9 protein-coding genes are annotated in these 14,229 nt (G+C 51.9%); 8 read left to right on the forward strand and 1 reads right to left on the reverse strand.

Translation table 11 applies throughout. The features are described 5' to 3' along the window. The first annotated feature begins 575 nt into the window (after positions 1-575). Genes FJM65_RS05890 through FJM65_RS05900 form a run of 3 tightly spaced genes read left to right on the forward strand, consistent with a single transcriptional unit; the run spans position 576 to position 3,661 of the window. Positions 576-2,651 (forward strand): cation:proton antiporter, encoded by a 2,076-nt coding sequence (locus FJM65_RS05890; protein WP_140620396.1) that lies wholly within the window; start codon positions 576-578, stop codon positions 2,649-2,651. Further along, a complete protein-coding gene (locus FJM65_RS05895; RefSeq protein ID WP_140620398.1) occupies positions 2,620-3,147 on the forward strand; it encodes a DUF4385 domain-containing protein in 528 nt (175 codons plus the stop codon). The genes FJM65_RS05890 and FJM65_RS05895 overlap by 32 nt, the downstream gene beginning before the upstream one ends. A 55-nt stretch (positions 3,148-3,202) precedes the next feature. After that, complete coding sequence (locus tag FJM65_RS05900) at positions 3,203-3,661, forward strand: hypothetical protein (protein ID WP_140620400.1); 459 nt, start codon at positions 3,203-3,205, stop codon at positions 3,659-3,661. Positions 3,662-3,891: 230 nt separating this feature from the next. Here FJM65_RS05900 and FJM65_RS05905 read toward each other — a convergent pair whose 3' ends face one another. Beyond that, complete coding sequence (locus FJM65_RS05905; RefSeq protein WP_140620402.1) at positions 3,892-5,031, reverse strand: hypothetical protein; 1,140 nt, start codon at positions 5,029-5,031, stop codon at positions 3,892-3,894. Between the two features lie 207 nt (positions 5,032-5,238). On the opposite strand from FJM65_RS05905, the gene FJM65_RS05910 reads away from it, so the two are divergent. From FJM65_RS05910 to FJM65_RS05930, 5 genes are all read left to right on the forward strand, one after another. Beyond that, positions 5,239-6,741 carry a glycine--tRNA ligase gene (locus tag FJM65_RS05910; RefSeq protein ID WP_140620404.1) on the forward strand — a complete coding sequence of 501 codons (1,503 nt, stop codon included), beginning with the start codon at positions 5,239-5,241 and terminating at the stop codon, positions 6,739-6,741. Between the two features lie 137 nt (positions 6,742-6,878). Next, positions 6,879-7,070, forward strand: coding sequence for a CsbD family protein (locus FJM65_RS05915; RefSeq protein WP_140620407.1), 192 nt, complete (start codon positions 6,879-6,881; stop codon positions 7,068-7,070). A gap of 558 nt (positions 7,071-7,628) precedes the next feature. After that, the gene (locus tag FJM65_RS05920) at positions 7,629-10,151 is read left to right on the forward strand and encodes an efflux RND transporter permease subunit (protein WP_140620409.1); all 2,523 of its coding nucleotides are present in this window, start codon (positions 7,629-7,631) and stop codon (positions 10,149-10,151) included. Beyond that, positions 10,129-13,485 carry an isoleucine--tRNA ligase gene (gene ileS / locus FJM65_RS05925; RefSeq protein ID WP_140620571.1) on the forward strand — a complete coding sequence of 1,119 codons (3,357 nt, stop codon included), beginning with the start codon at positions 10,129-10,131 and terminating at the stop codon, positions 13,483-13,485. The genes FJM65_RS05920 and ileS overlap by 23 nt, the downstream gene beginning before the upstream one ends. A gap of 115 nt (positions 13,486-13,600) precedes the next feature. After that, a complete protein-coding gene (locus FJM65_RS05930; protein WP_140620411.1) occupies positions 13,601-14,218 on the forward strand; it encodes a lipoprotein signal peptidase in 618 nt (205 codons plus the stop codon). Positions 14,219-14,229: the final 11 nt, after the last annotated feature.

Here is a 14,229-nt window from a genome sequence, read left to right on the forward strand (position 1 = left end):
GCAGACGAGAAATAATCGGTGAAAACGAAGCCTGTGAAATTTTTTTTCGTAATCCACAAAGTTGTTCCTAACCATGTGGAAAAGGGTGGGTAACACTCGGGATAACTTACACGCACATATCTTACACACCCAAAAACAGATTACACAGAGGGTAAAAAGTGGATAGCAGTGTATAATTTTCCTTACACAAAGCTATTTTCCACTGCTGTGTTACCTGTTCAAAAAGAAATACACAAAAAATGGCAAAAAGTGGAAAACACAGCTAAGCCTCTGAGTCAAAAGCAGAAGAAATTAACAAGGTGGCTGTGGAAGTGGTGAAAAGCGAAATGGATGTACACAAGTTATAGGCAGTACACAAAGCTGGGTAAAGTTGTCCACTTATAAACAGCCATAAAAACAAAAGAAGATTCTTTTTAAAAAATCATCTTATAAAAATTATTAGGGTTTGTAAAGTGTGGAAAGGTCGGGAAACAGGCCTGTGAAATGGGATGAGGAGCTTACACAGGTCAGGTACACAAGAAGAAAAAGCGTATATTTAAACGAAGAAAAACAGAAGCGACACCAAAAAATAATCTATGCTCCTAAACGTAAACTTGACTCCGCCCTTCGAGGAGCCCGTACTGATCTTTACACTGGTGCTGCTGGTAATACTGGTAATACCTCTTATACTTGGGAAGTTCAGGATACCCGGCATAGTGGGTATGATTGTGGCGGGCGTGATATTAGGGCCGAACGGGCTGCACATTCTGGATAGGGATGCGAGCATCGTACTGTTCGGAACAGTAGGCCTGCTGTACATCATGTTCCAGGCGGGACTCGAAATCGATATGATCGATTTCAAAAAGTATAAGATGAGGAGCGTTGTGTTTGGAACGCTTACATTCCTGCTGCCTATGCTAGTGGGCACGGCGGTGTTTTACTACCTGCACGATTATGACATAAAGCCAGCCATACTTTTGGCAAGTATGTTTGCTCCCCACACCCTGCTGGCATACCCGATCATCAGCAGGCTGGGCCTGAGCAAAAACGCGGCAGTAACGCTTACCATTGGCGGCACGCTGATAACGGACACGGCCGTACTGTTTGTGCTGGCCATCATCATCAACTCCACGCATGGCGAGACCGGAGCCACCTTCTGGATCTTTATGGTGACGAAGATGCTGCTGTTTGTGGTGCTGGTGCTTTGGCTGTTTCCCAAGCTGTCGTCTTACATGTTTAAGCAGCTGGAGGGAGAGAAAGGCGCACAGTATATTTATGTGCTGACGGTAGTCTTCGCGGCCGCGTTCCTATCGGAGGTGGCAGGCATGGAGGCCATTATCGGGGCATTCTTGGCAGGGCTGGCGCTGAACCCGCTCATACCGCATACGTCGGCGCTGATGAACAGGATTGAGTTTGTCGGAAACAATATCTTTATCCCGTTCTTCCTGATCAGTACAGGCATGCTGGTAGACCTGAAAGTGCTGTTTACTGATACAAATGCCATGCTGATAGCAGGCACCATAGTGGTGCTGGCGCCAATGGCAAAGTACGCGGCGGCGTACCTCACCCAAAAGATCTTTAAGTTCAGCGTGCTGCAGCGCAACCTTATATTCGGGTTGAGCAGCGCCCACGCAGCGGCTACGCTGGCAGTAGTTTTGGCAGGCTTTGAGATAGGCTTGATAGGAGAGAGCGCGCTGAACGGAGCTGTGGTGCTGATCCTGGTATCCAGTATGGTAAGCTCGTTCTCTACAGAAAAAGCAGGAAGAGCGCTGGCCATAATGGAGAGCCGCCGAAAGCCAGACATTAGCCGCAAGCCGGATAGAATACTGGTACCGATAGGCAACCCGAAAACGATAGAGCGGCTGATCGACTTGGCCATCATGCTCAAGAACCCGGAGCAGCACGAGCCGATATATCCTTTGGCCGTGGTGATAGACAACGAGCACGCCGAGGAAGAGATCTACAAGAAAAACGAGATGCTGCAGGAGGCCATCACCCACGCCTCTTCTACAGACAATAACGTGCAGCTGGTTTCGAAGATAGACGTGAATGTGGCCAGCGGAATACTAAGAGCCATTAAAGAGCTGATGATTACCGAAGTGGTGCTGGGCTGGAACGCCAAGATTACGACGCGCGACAGGATCTTTGGTGGCGTACTGGACAGCCTCCTGGACAACACAAACGAGATGATCCTGGTGTGCAAGATCATTCAGCCGCTGAATACAACAAGCCGCATTGTGGTGATTGCCCCAACCAACGCAGAACTGGAAAGAGGCTTCGTGCGCTGGATAAGAAGCGTGAAACTGTTGTCGCAGCAACTGGGGGCGCCGGTGGTGTTCAGGGGCAGAAAAAGAACCTTGAACAAAGTGAGAAGCGCCGTAAAAGAAGCCAAGCCAAACATAGAGGCGGAGTATAGCCCCTACTCTAACCTCAGCGAGTTTGCCACCATGAAATCGGAGCTTAAGAAAGATGACCTGGTGATTGTGATCTCGGCAAGGAAAGGCACGATCTCTTACAACAGCAACCTGGACTATGTGCCGCGCGTGCTGTCGCGGGATTACAAAGACAACAGCTTTATTGTGATGTACCCAGAGCAGTACCCGCTTCACCAGACGGTGCCGGTTAAAAGTATAAACATCTATGGCGCAGCATCCGAAGAAGAAGACATTTAACTATGACCTCGACTTTAAAAAGATAGATTTCAGGCAGCGGCCGGAGCTGTACAGGATAGGCAAAGGAGAGCAGGGGGTACTGCTCGTGGAGCCGTATAAATCAGAAATACTGCCGCACTGGCGCTTCAAGAATCCGGAGGTGGCGCGGGAGTCGAGCGAGAAGATTTATACTTTGTTTTTGGAGTACCTGCAGCAAAACGATTTTGTAGGCGCAGACATGGCCCGAAAGTTCCTGCAGATGGGCTATACCCGCAGCAGGCGCTACGCCAACCACCGCACCGGCCAAAAGTATAAAGGCCCCGTGCCGGACGATAAAAAAGGCCAGAGCGGCTCCCATGGCCGCCCGCAGCTGCCCCTGGACCCAGATCCCGTGAAAGCAGAATCAGCGGCGATATTTAAAGCCAAATGGGAGCAGGCGAAGGAGAACGGAAAGTATAAACAGCTGATGGAGGAGTTCAGAAATCTGCACGAAGAGCCGCATCAAAATAAAAAGTAAAACCCAACGAAAGGTAAAAAACGTATCTTTGCACATATAAAAATCACTATTGAACATGATCAATAAAGACATCAGGTTGGGCAAAGGGCTTGGTAAGATCAAGTTTGGCCTGACAATGGACGAGGTAGAGGAACTGATTGGGGAGCCAGAAGAAGTAGAAGAGTCTGATGAGGAGGACGAGTTTGAGCATCAGGCCTGGAACTACTGGGAGGAAGGTTACTCACTCTACTTCGACAAAGAGGACGACTACCGCCTGAGCTGCATCGAAACCGCTAACCGCGAGGTACAGATCTTTGGGGAGCGCGTATTTGAGATGAGCCGCGAGCAGATCCTGCAGCTTTTCGCCGACCACAACATCACCAACCCAGAGGAAGAGGAAGCCGAGACAGGCGAAACCCGCATTTCTTTCGAGAAGGAGATGATCGATTTATACTTTGACGAAGACCAGCTGATTGCCGTGAACTTCGGGGTATTCATTAACGATGACCTGGAAGTAGTTTGGCCAGAGAAATAACACGTATAAAAGCATAACAGGAGCCCCGGCTATAAGTTAGCCGGGGCTTTTTTGTGCCACACGCTAAGTATAAACCAGCACCCACCCCGTGGATAAGTATAGCCAAAAAGGCGCAGGAGCAGCTTTGAAGGCATAAAATAAACTTTATACTTCTGCCAGTAATCCACAGCCGCATCACAACAAAAAAGCCCGACATTGCTGCCGGGCTTATACTTTTGAAAATGGAAATCTTAATTGAAGAAGAAGTTGATCAGCTCCTCCTGGATAACCGGGTTGATGGCGATGGCCAGGATAACTGAGATGATCAGACCGACGGTCACAGAGGCAATGTCCTTACCGATCAGGTTGAAAGTCTTGGCGAACTTAACCGGAGAGTCGTGGGCGCGTAGGCGCATACCTAACTCACGGCCGGCAAGCAAACCAACGAATACCCAGGTCGTACTCATCGGGATGTTATTTACCTCTTTAAAGTAGTAAAGTATAATGGAGTAAACTAGGTCGATAATAGTGGCGCTGCGGACGTCGCGCACTTCAGATTTCTCGTTGATGATCCCCTGAATCTTATCGCCTTTGTTATAGAACAGGAAGCCAAGGCCCACGAAGATGAATCCGGCGAAGGCAGCAAACTCCCACATACCCAGTTGGCGCGGCAGATATACTGCAACGTTGGCCAGGTCCTGCGCCAGCCAGGTGTGCCACAAAAAGCCGCTGATAACCCATTGTGCAATCACCCAGGCATCGTGCGCTTTGCCTTTGATCATCTTCTTGATAACCTTGCTGAGCACGATATAGATGATAAACGCAGCCACAAAGGCAGCCACATAGCCCATCAAACTTTTAGATACCATGCTGATAATGGCGCCGGAGCTAACCGTGAACACGCTCAGCAGCATGAACGTAGTAGAAACCGGTATGCGCATGCGGGTTAGCAGCAAGAGGATGATAGGGGCCGCCAGCTGCAGGTACACAAAGTTGTCGATGGTTTGATCAAAGCCTTTGGAGGCCAGGCGTTGGTAGGTTACGTCACCATCGAAAACATACCAGCTATAGAACACGGTGCCCAGGAAGATGGAGCCCATGAACAGCCACTGCCAGTACCATTTCTTATCTTCGTTGGAAACGATGAACGTGCCGATGGTCTGGATGCTGTCGTTGGCGATGGCGGAGTAGCCGGCAAAAGCAAAGCCTACCCACATGGCGATAGAAGCGTAAGGGTAGATTAAGCCGGCAAGAATGAGCGCGAAGGCAATAAAATAAAGGAATTTTTTCTCCTTACGGATAACAATGTCAAGGGTGCTGTAGCGTTTCCTGAACTTATAAGGCGCGGCAGGGGCCACTACATGTTTCTTTCCTTTTTTGACTTTAGCCATTAGTTAAGATTATGAATAAAGATAAATCGGGGCAAAGTTACTTTAATTATAGATTAAGTTTTTCTGCCTAATGTTAAGTTATTGTTAACACAGTACCGGCGCATACACCAGGCGGCCACGCCTAAAAACGAAAATGCGGCAGAAAGTCCGGAAAAACTGTACCTTAGAGCATAGCATAATCAAACACGAAAGAAGTATATTTGCGGCATGGCGACACAAGAAAAAACACCTGTAGAGAACGCTCAACTGAAAGATATCATCTCGCACGCGAAGGAGTATGGCTTTATATTCCCGTCAAGCGAGATCTATGATGGCCTGCAAGCCGTGTACGACTACGGCCAGATGGGCGTGGAGCTGAAGAACAACATCAAGAACCTGTGGTGGAAGAGCATGACCCAGCTGAACCAGAACGTGGTGGGCCTGGACGCTGCCATCTTCATGCACCCGCTGGTTTGGAAGGCCTCCGGCCACGTGGACAGCTTCAACGACCCGATGATCGATAACAAGGACTCGAAGAAGCGCTACCGTGCCGATGTGCTGATAGAAGACAAAGCAGCGCAGTATGAGAAAGACGGCCACTACGAAAAAGCCAGCGAGCTTTTGGTGGAGATGGGCAAGCTGCTCGGAGCCGAGGACCTGGACGGGGTGCGCGAGCTCATCATCCGTGAAGACATCAAATGCCCGATCTCCGGCACTGCCAACTGGACAGAGGTGCGTCAGTTTAACCTGATGTTCTCGACGCAGGTAGGCTCCGTGGCTGAGGACGCCACCACCATTTACCTGCGCCCGGAAACGGCACAGGGTATCTTCGTGAACTTCCTGAACGTGCAGAAGACCGGCCGTATGAAGGTGCCTTTCGGTATCGCGCAGATCGGTAAAGCCTTCCGGAATGAGATCGTGGCGCGCCAGTTCATCTTCCGTATGCGCGAGTTTGAGCAGATGGAGATGCAGTTTTTCGTGCGCCCTGGCACCGAGATGGAGTGGTACGAGCAGTGGAGAGACACCCGCCGCAAGTGGCACGAGGCTATCGGTGTGCCGACTGACAAGCTGCGTTTCCACAACCACGAAAAACTGGCTCACTACGCCAACGCCGCCCTGGACATAGAGTTTGAGTTCCCGTTCGGCTTTAAAGAGGTAGAGGGTATCCACTCCCGCACCGACTTCGACCTGACGCAGCACCAGGAGCTGAGCCGCAAAAAACTGCAGTACTTCGACAACGACCTGAACGAGGAAGGCAAGCCATACGGCAATTACGTGCCATACGTGATCGAGACGTCCGTAGGGGCAGACCGCCTGTTCCTGATGGTGCTTTGCAGCGCCTATACCGAGGAGGAGATCACCGAGGGAGACAGCACGAAGAGCCGTACTTTCCTGAAGCTGCACCCGGCGCTGGCCCCGGTAAAAGCCGCTATACTTCCGCTGACCAAAAAAGACGGCCTGCCGGAGAAAGCGAACGAGATCTTCGAAGAGCTGAAGTATGACTTCAACATGATCTACGAGGAGCGCGACAGCATCGGCAAGCGTTACACCCGCCAGGACCTGATCGGTACCCCGTTCTGTATCGCCGTGGATCACCAGACGCTGGAGGACAACACCGTTACCGTGCGCGACCGCGACACCCGCGAGCAGGTGCGTATGCCAATCAGCGAACTGCACAGCTACATCAACAAAGCCGTTAGCTTCAAAAGCATTTTTGAGCAGCTGGCTTAAGTATAAAGTATAAAGTATAGAAAAGCCGGGGGTGCAGCAGCGCCTTCGGCTTTTTGTTTTCTCAACCGGTTATAGAAGCCACACAACCACCGCCTGCTGCCAATCGTTTAACGAAGTATACATTAAGCGATAAAACTATGAGAGAATCAGAATATAGAGCCCGCGGCAACTGGAACGAGTTGAAGGGCAAGATGAAGCAGCAGTACGGCGACTTAACCGACGATGACCTGACTTACGACGAAGGTCAGCAGGATGAGTGGCTAGGCCGTATGCAGAAGAAAATAGGCAAAACGAAACATGAAATAAAAGAGTGGATTGATCGCCTATAAAAGTAGCATCACGCATACCTGTCAGTCCCCAATTACCGCAAGGTGGTTGGGGATTTTGTTTTTAATACAGCCTAAGTTGTAGAAGAACATACTATCATAAATAGCTTCAGTCTTGATAACAGCATCCGTAGAGAGTGCTAATTTGTCATTGAGTTTATTAATTATGTAAAATAAGTTTTAAACTATACTTGATGTTTTTTTCCATAAAAGCAGAAGTAAAGGTTGTGGAAGGCAAAGTATAAAAGCTGTTCCTGCCGCTGGCGAAAGCGGTTAAAAACAAAGGAGAAGCAGCGATAGAAAGCGGCTAAATGTAGGCGTCCATGCTGTTGAAAATAAAGTATAAAAAGAGCCTGTAAGTATAAATAAGGCATAAAAAGGACTTTTTATCCACAGGAATTATCGAGAGGGCGAGGCTGAGGAGGCAGTGGGAGGAAGGGAAAAACGGCTAAGGCTGCTGCCCTTGAAACACTTAGCCATACTTGTTTTACCGCAGCTTTATACTTTTCAGCCCACATGGGTGCGCAAAATTCCATACCTTTGCCGAATTGTAGCCGGATCATGTGGAATAAGATTGCCATTTTTATTATCAAGAACAGGCTGAGGCTGATCATTGTCTTAGCTTTGCTTACTGCTTTTATGGCCTACAAGGCCAAAGACGCAGAAATGTCTTACGATTTTGCCAACGTCGTATCGCAGGACGACGTGGACATGCAGTACTTCCAGCGCTTTAAACGCACCTTTGGCGAGGATGGCAACGTGCTGGTGGTGGGCATGCAGGATAACAAAGTATACAAGCTCCAGAACTTCCTGGAACTGGATAAGCTGTCGCGCCAGCTGAAAGAGGTAGAGGGGGTGAAAGCCGTGATCTCGTTGCCTAACCTGGTGCAGGTGGTAAAAGACACCGCCGAGCGCAAGTTCACCACAGCGGCTATTTTCTCGCCCATGCCCCAAACGCAGCCCCAGCTCGACAGCCTGGTGCAGGTGGTGCGCAACCAGGGCTTCTACGACGGGCAGATCATCAACCATAAAACAGGGGCTACGCTGCTGGCCATTACCGTAGATCCGGCCTATCTCAACTCCGCCCGTCGGGTGGAGGTGATGGATAACATCACGGCACAAACGGACGCCTTCTCTAAAGCCACAGGAATAAAGCTGCACTACGCTGGCCTGCCTTTCGTGAGGGCCGTTATGACGACCAAGGTGGCTTCCGAGATGAAACTGTTCCTGCTGTTGGCCCTGCTGGTTACCGGCGTCACGCTGTTCATCTTCTTCCGCTCGTTCTACGCCGTTATCTTCCCGCTGCTGGTAATAAGTATGGTGGTGGTATGGGTAATGGGAACGATTGCGCTGCTGGGCTTTAAGATCTCGCTGCTAACGGGGCTTATCCCGGCCATACTTGTCGTCATCGGCATCCCGAACTCTACCTACCTGCTCACGCGCTACCACTACGACTACCGCAAGCACGGCAACAAAATACTGGCGCTTTCGCGCGTCATCAGCAAAATAGGCGTGGTAAACCTGGTCACGAACACCACCACGGCCATTGGCTTTATCGTGTTCACGTTTACGCACGTGGCCATACTTTATGAGTTCGGTGTGGTGGCCGGCATTAACATCTTCGTCACGTTTATTATCAGCATGGTGCTGATACCGGTGGTGTTCTCGTACCTGCCGCCGCCAAGTCCGCGCCAGCTGCGCCACCTTGATGCGCGCCCGCTGAACAAGCTGCTTGAGTTTTTCGATTACATCGTGCACCGCAAGCGCCACCTGGTATACTTCTTCACCATTTTGGCGGTGGGCGTGTCGCTGCTGGGTATCTATAAAGTGAAGACGGTGTCCTACATGGTGGATGACCTGCCGGAGGAGAGTAGCGTGAATGCCGACCTGGCTTTCTTCGAGAACCACTTTAACGGGGTAATGCCGCTGGAGATCATCGTGGACACAGGCATAAAGCAGGGCGTGATGCGCTTGCCGAACCTGAAGAAGCTGAACGAGCTGGAGGACTTCCTGCGCACGCAACCCATACTTTCCGCGCCGATCTCGGTGGTTGGTTTGGTGAAGACGGCCACGCAGGCCTTTTACGGCGGCGACCCGAGCTCCTACCGCCTGCCCGACAACACCGAGCGCAACTTTATCTTTAGTTACCTGGCCCGGGAGAAAAACGAGGCAAGCCAGAGGCTGCTCCGCGCCTTCGTGGACAGCACCGGCCAGCGCGCCCGCATCTCCCTAAAAGTAGCCGATGCCGGCTCCAGGGAACTGGATACCCTGCTCATCAACAAAATCAAGCCACAGCTGCGCGAGATCTACGGCGGCGAGGGTATAACCGAGACAGAGGAAGGCAACACCATGACCTTCACCCGCGACGACTCCGGCGCCCAGACCACGGTGAGCCTGACGGGCACGACGCTGCTGTTCATCAAAGGCAACGAATACCTGATCAACAACCTGCGCTCCAGCCTCATACTTGCCTTTGTGTTGGTAACTATTGTGATCGCGCTGTTGTTTAAGTCGGCAAGGGTAGTGATCAGCTCCCTGATCCCGAACATGATACCGCTGGTGATAGCCGGTGGCCTGATGGGCTTTTTCAACATCCCGTTAAAGCCAAGCACGGCGCTTATCTTCAGCATTGCCCTCGGCATCGCCATCGACGACTCTATTCACTTCCTAGCCAAGTATAGAAGTGAGTTGCTCTCGAACGGCTTTAACGTGGGGCGGGCCATCACTACGAGTTTAACAGAGGCAGGCACCAGTATGATCTATACCTCGGTGATCCTGTTCTTCGGATTCGTGATCTTCGCCTTCTCGGAGTTTGGCGGCACCAAGGCGCTGGGCGTGCTGATGTCGGTGAGTTTGCTGATTGCATTATTCACAAACCTGATTATATTGCCAACTTTGCTGATGAGCTTCGATAGCGGCAAGTATGAGCGCGACCCGTATGCCCTGATAGAGCACTACGACGAGTTCTACCTGGAGCACGAGGACGAGGAACTAGACCTGAGCCAGCTAAAGTTGAGATTAGAGGAAGAAGTAAATCTTGAGGAAGACAATAAACCAGAAAATGGTAAAGTACAACGAGTATAAAAACCTGAACTACGCCAAGGTAGGCGAGGATGTACTGGAGTTTTGGAAGCAGAACAACATCTTTGAGAGATCGGTGGCTACCCGCGAGGGCAACACGCCGTTCGTGTTTTACGAAGGTCCGCCTTCAGCCAACGGTACGCCGGGCATTCACCACGTCATGGCCCGCGCTGTAAAGGATATTTTCTGCCGCTATAAGACCCTGAAAGGCTTCCAGGTAAACCGCAAAGGCGGCTGGGACACCCACGGCCTTCCGGTGGAGCTGCAGGTAGAGAAAGAGCTGGGCATCACGAAAGAGGATATCGGCAAGAAGATAACGGTAGAGGAGTATAACCAGCGCTGCCGCGAAACGGTGATGCGCTTCAAGAACCAGTGGGATACCCTGACCGAGCAGATGGGCTACTGGGTAGACCTGAATAACCCCTACATCACGTTCGAAGATGAGTACATCGAGTCTTGCTGGGCGCTGCTGAAAAAGCTGTACGACAAAGGCTACTTATATAAAGGCTATACCATCCAGCCATTTTCTCCGGCTGCCGGCACCGGCCTTAGCTCGCACGAGCTCAACCAGCCTGGTTGCTACAAAATGGTGAAGGATACCACTATCGTGGCGCAGTTCGAGGTGAAGAAGATCACCCGCAATATGTTCCTGTTTGAGCATGAGGAGGAGAAAGTATATTTCCTGGCCTGGACGACCACGCCTTGGACGCTGCCTGCCAACACCGGCCTGGCTGTGGGCAAGAACATCAAGTATGTAAAAGTACGCACGTACAATCCTTATACGTACGAGCCGATCTCGGTTATATTGGCCAAGGACCTGGTAAGCCGCTACTTCAACCCGAAGGCCGCAGACTTGGCTCTGACAGACTACAGCTCCGGCGATAAGCTGATCCCTTACAAAGTAGTGGAGGAGTTCACGGGCGCTGACCTGAATGGCGTGGAATATCACCAGCTGATGCCCTACGTGCAGCCAGACAAGCCAGCCTTCCGCGTGATCATCGGCGATTACGTGACCACGGAGGACGGTACCGGTATCGTGCACATCTCGCCGACCTTTGGTGCCGATGACGCCCGCGTAGCCGCGCAGAACGACATCCCGGCGCTGCTGGTAATGGACGAGAACGGCAAGCCTTCCCCAATTGTAGATAGACAAGGCCGCTTCGTGAAGGAGATCACCGACTTTGCAGGCATGTACGTGAAGAACTACGCCAAAGAAGACGAGTCTGCCGCCGACTACAAGCCTACCGACGTTAAGATCGCCATCAAGCTGAAGGAAGAAGGGAAGGCCTTTAAGGTAGAGAAGTACGAGCACACCTATCCGCACTGCTGGCGTACCGATATGCCGGTGCTGTATTACCCGCTGGATAGCTGGTTTATCAAAACCACTGCTGTTAAAGATAGATTGATCGAGCTGAACAAGACCATCAACTGGAAACCGGAGTCTACGGGCACAGGCCGTTTCGGCAACTGGCTGGAGAACCTGGTGGACTGGAACCTCTCGCGCTCGCGCTATTGGGGCACGCCGCTGCCAATCTGGAGAACAGAGGACGGCGAGGAAGAGATCTGCATCGGCTCCATCGCGCAGCTAAACGATGAGATCGAAAGAGCCGTGAGTGCCGGTGTGATGGATGCCTCTGTGGAGGTGAAAGACCTGCACCGCCCGTATGTGGACAACGTGGTGCTATTGAGCGACTCCGGCAAGCCAATGTACAGAGAGCCAGACCTTATCGACGTGTGGTTCGACTCGGGCGCCATGCCTTATGCACAGTGGCACTACCCGCTGGAGAACGAGGAAATGTTTGAGAAAAACTTCCCTGCCGACTTCATCGCCGAGGGAGTGGACCAGACACGCGGCTGGTTCTTTACGCTGCATGCGCTGGCGGTGATGCTGGAGGACAGCGTGGCCTATAAAAACGTGATCGCCAACGGCCTGGTGCTGGACAAAAATGGCAACAAGATGAGCAAGCGCCTCGGCAACGCCATCGACCCGTTCGAGATGATCGGTACCTATGGCCCGGATGCCGTGCGCTGGTACATGATCGCCAATGCGCCGCCTTGGGATAACCTGAAATTTAACCCGGACGGGGTAGTGGAGACGCAGCGCCGTTTCTTTGGGACATTGCAGAATACCTACTCGTTCTTCGCCCTCTACGCCAACCTCGATAACTTTACCTACTCGGAGGCGGATGTGCCGATGGCGCAGCGCACCGAATCGGACCGCTGGATCATCTCTAAGCTGAATACCCTGATCCAGGACGTGGACAGCTATTACGAGGAGTATGACCCAACCCGCGCCGCCCGCGCCATCCAAGATTTTGTGGTGGACGACCTGAGCAACTGGTACGTGCGCCTCAACCGCAAGCGTTTCTGGAAAGGCGAGTACAATACCGATAAGGTCGCCGCTTACCAGACACTTTATACTTGCCTGGAAGTGGTCGCGAAGCTGGCCGCACCGATTGCGCCGTTCTACACCGAGCAGCTGTACCGCGACCTGAACGGCGTGAGTGGTAAGCATAAGGAGGAGTCGGTGCACCTGGCCTACTATCCGGAGGTGAACCACCAGGACATCGACAAAGACCTGGAGGAGCGTATGCAGCTGGCCCAGACTATTTCCTCGCTGGTGCACTCGCTGCGCAAGAAGGAGATGATCAAGGTGCGCCAGCCGTTGCAGCGCATCCTGATCCCGGTGCTGAACCAAAAGATGCGCGCGCAGATCGACGCCGTGGCTGACCTGATCCTGAGCGAGGTGAACGTGAAGACGATCGAATACATCGACGACACGTCCGGCATCTTGGTGAAGAAGATCAAGCCTAACTTTAAGAAGCTAGGCCAGGTATTCGGGCCGAAGATGAAGCTAGTGGCCGCCGCCGTGCAGCGTATGGACCAGAACGATATCGCGCATCTTGAAAGAGAAGGCGGCTTTGAGGTGATGCTGAACGAGGAAGAGACGGCCGTGCTGACGCCGGACGACGTGGAGATTTCTTCAGAGGACATCCCGGGTTGGCTGGTGGCCAGCGAAGGAAAACTGACCGTGGCGCTGGATATTACCCTGACGGAGGAACTGAAGCAGGAGGGCATCGCCCGCGACCTGGTGAACCGCATCCAGAACCTGCGCAAAGACTCTAACCTGGAGGTGCAGGACAAAATCCGCATTGCCATGCAGCATTCGGTGCCAGAGGTAAACGCAGCGGTGGCCAACTACAGCAACTATATCTGCGCCGAAACACAGGCCCTGAGCCTGCAGGTGGTGCCCGCGTTGGATAGCGCCACAATCCTCGACATAGACGATTATAAAGTGCTGATTCAGATCGACACGGAAGAAAGAGCGATGATTTAAAGTATGAAGCACCGGGAAACTTATGTTCATCCTGGTGCTTTTATACTTTCAAGAAGTATATTGCAGCTGTAAGCTCTCAATCAACCTGCGTTTGCAGCTGCCCAAAACTTAAAAAATGAAATACGGAAAATACTACCTGGTTGCTCTTGCCGTGATACTCATTGATCAGGCTGTGAAGCTGATCGTGCATTACAACATGGAAATGGGCCTGCCCGGTGAAATCCATTTGATAGGAGACTGGCTGAAGCTGCACTATACCCTGAACCCGGGGATGGCTTTCGGTGTGGAGCTGGGCTCTGATTATGGAAAACTTATACTGACGCTGTTCCGCCTGGTAGCCATGTTTGGCATTGGCTACTACCTGTCCTACCTGGTAAAGCACCACGCGCCCAAAGGCCTGGTCTGGTGCATTGCACTCATTCTGGGCGGTGCCATCGGCAACCTGGTGGATAGCACCTTCTATGGCGTGTGGTTCGATAATGCCCCGTATGGCGCGACTACGCCGTGGTTTCATGGGCAGGTGATCGATATGTTCTATGTCGATATCTGGGAGGGCATCGTGCCGAACTGGATTCCGATCTTCGGAGGCAAGCCTATGTCGCTGTGGCCGATCTTCAACGTAGCGGACTCCGCCATCTTCATCGGTGTGCTGCTCATCCTGTTCAACCAGAAGCGCTTTTTTGGCCACCACGAAGAGCCGAAGCACAAAATTGCAGAGCAGCAGGGGTTGTAATTCAAAGGATA

This window comes from Pontibacter mangrovi (genome assembly GCF_006385705.1).
Classification (GTDB): Bacteria; Bacteroidota; Bacteroidia; order Cytophagales; family Hymenobacteraceae; genus Pontibacter; species Pontibacter mangrovi.

Coding starts and splice junctions, on each gene's coding strand:
- FJM65_RS05890 (WP_140620396.1), top strand. CDS start 576: ATGCTCCTAAACGTAAACTTGACTCCGCCCTTCGAGGAGCCCGTACTG.
- FJM65_RS05895 (WP_140620398.1), top strand. CDS start 2,620: ATGGCGCAGCATCCGAAGAAGAAGACATTTAACTATGACCTCGACTTT.
- FJM65_RS05900 (WP_140620400.1), top strand. CDS start 3,203: ATGATCAATAAAGACATCAGGTTGGGCAAAGGGCTTGGTAAGATCAAG.
- FJM65_RS05905 (WP_140620402.1), bottom strand. CDS start 5,031: ATGGCTAAAGTCAAAAAAGGAAAGAAACATGTAGTGGCCCCTGCCGCG.
- FJM65_RS05910 (WP_140620404.1), top strand. CDS start 5,239: ATGGCGACACAAGAAAAAACACCTGTAGAGAACGCTCAACTGAAAGAT.
- FJM65_RS05915 (WP_140620407.1), top strand. CDS start 6,879: ATGAGAGAATCAGAATATAGAGCCCGCGGCAACTGGAACGAGTTGAAG.
- FJM65_RS05920 (WP_140620409.1), top strand. CDS start 7,629: ATGTGGAATAAGATTGCCATTTTTATTATCAAGAACAGGCTGAGGCTG.
- ileS (WP_140620571.1), top strand. CDS start 10,129: ATGGTAAAGTACAACGAGTATAAAAACCTGAACTACGCCAAGGTAGGC.
- FJM65_RS05930 (WP_140620411.1), top strand. CDS start 13,601: ATGAAATACGGAAAATACTACCTGGTTGCTCTTGCCGTGATACTCATT.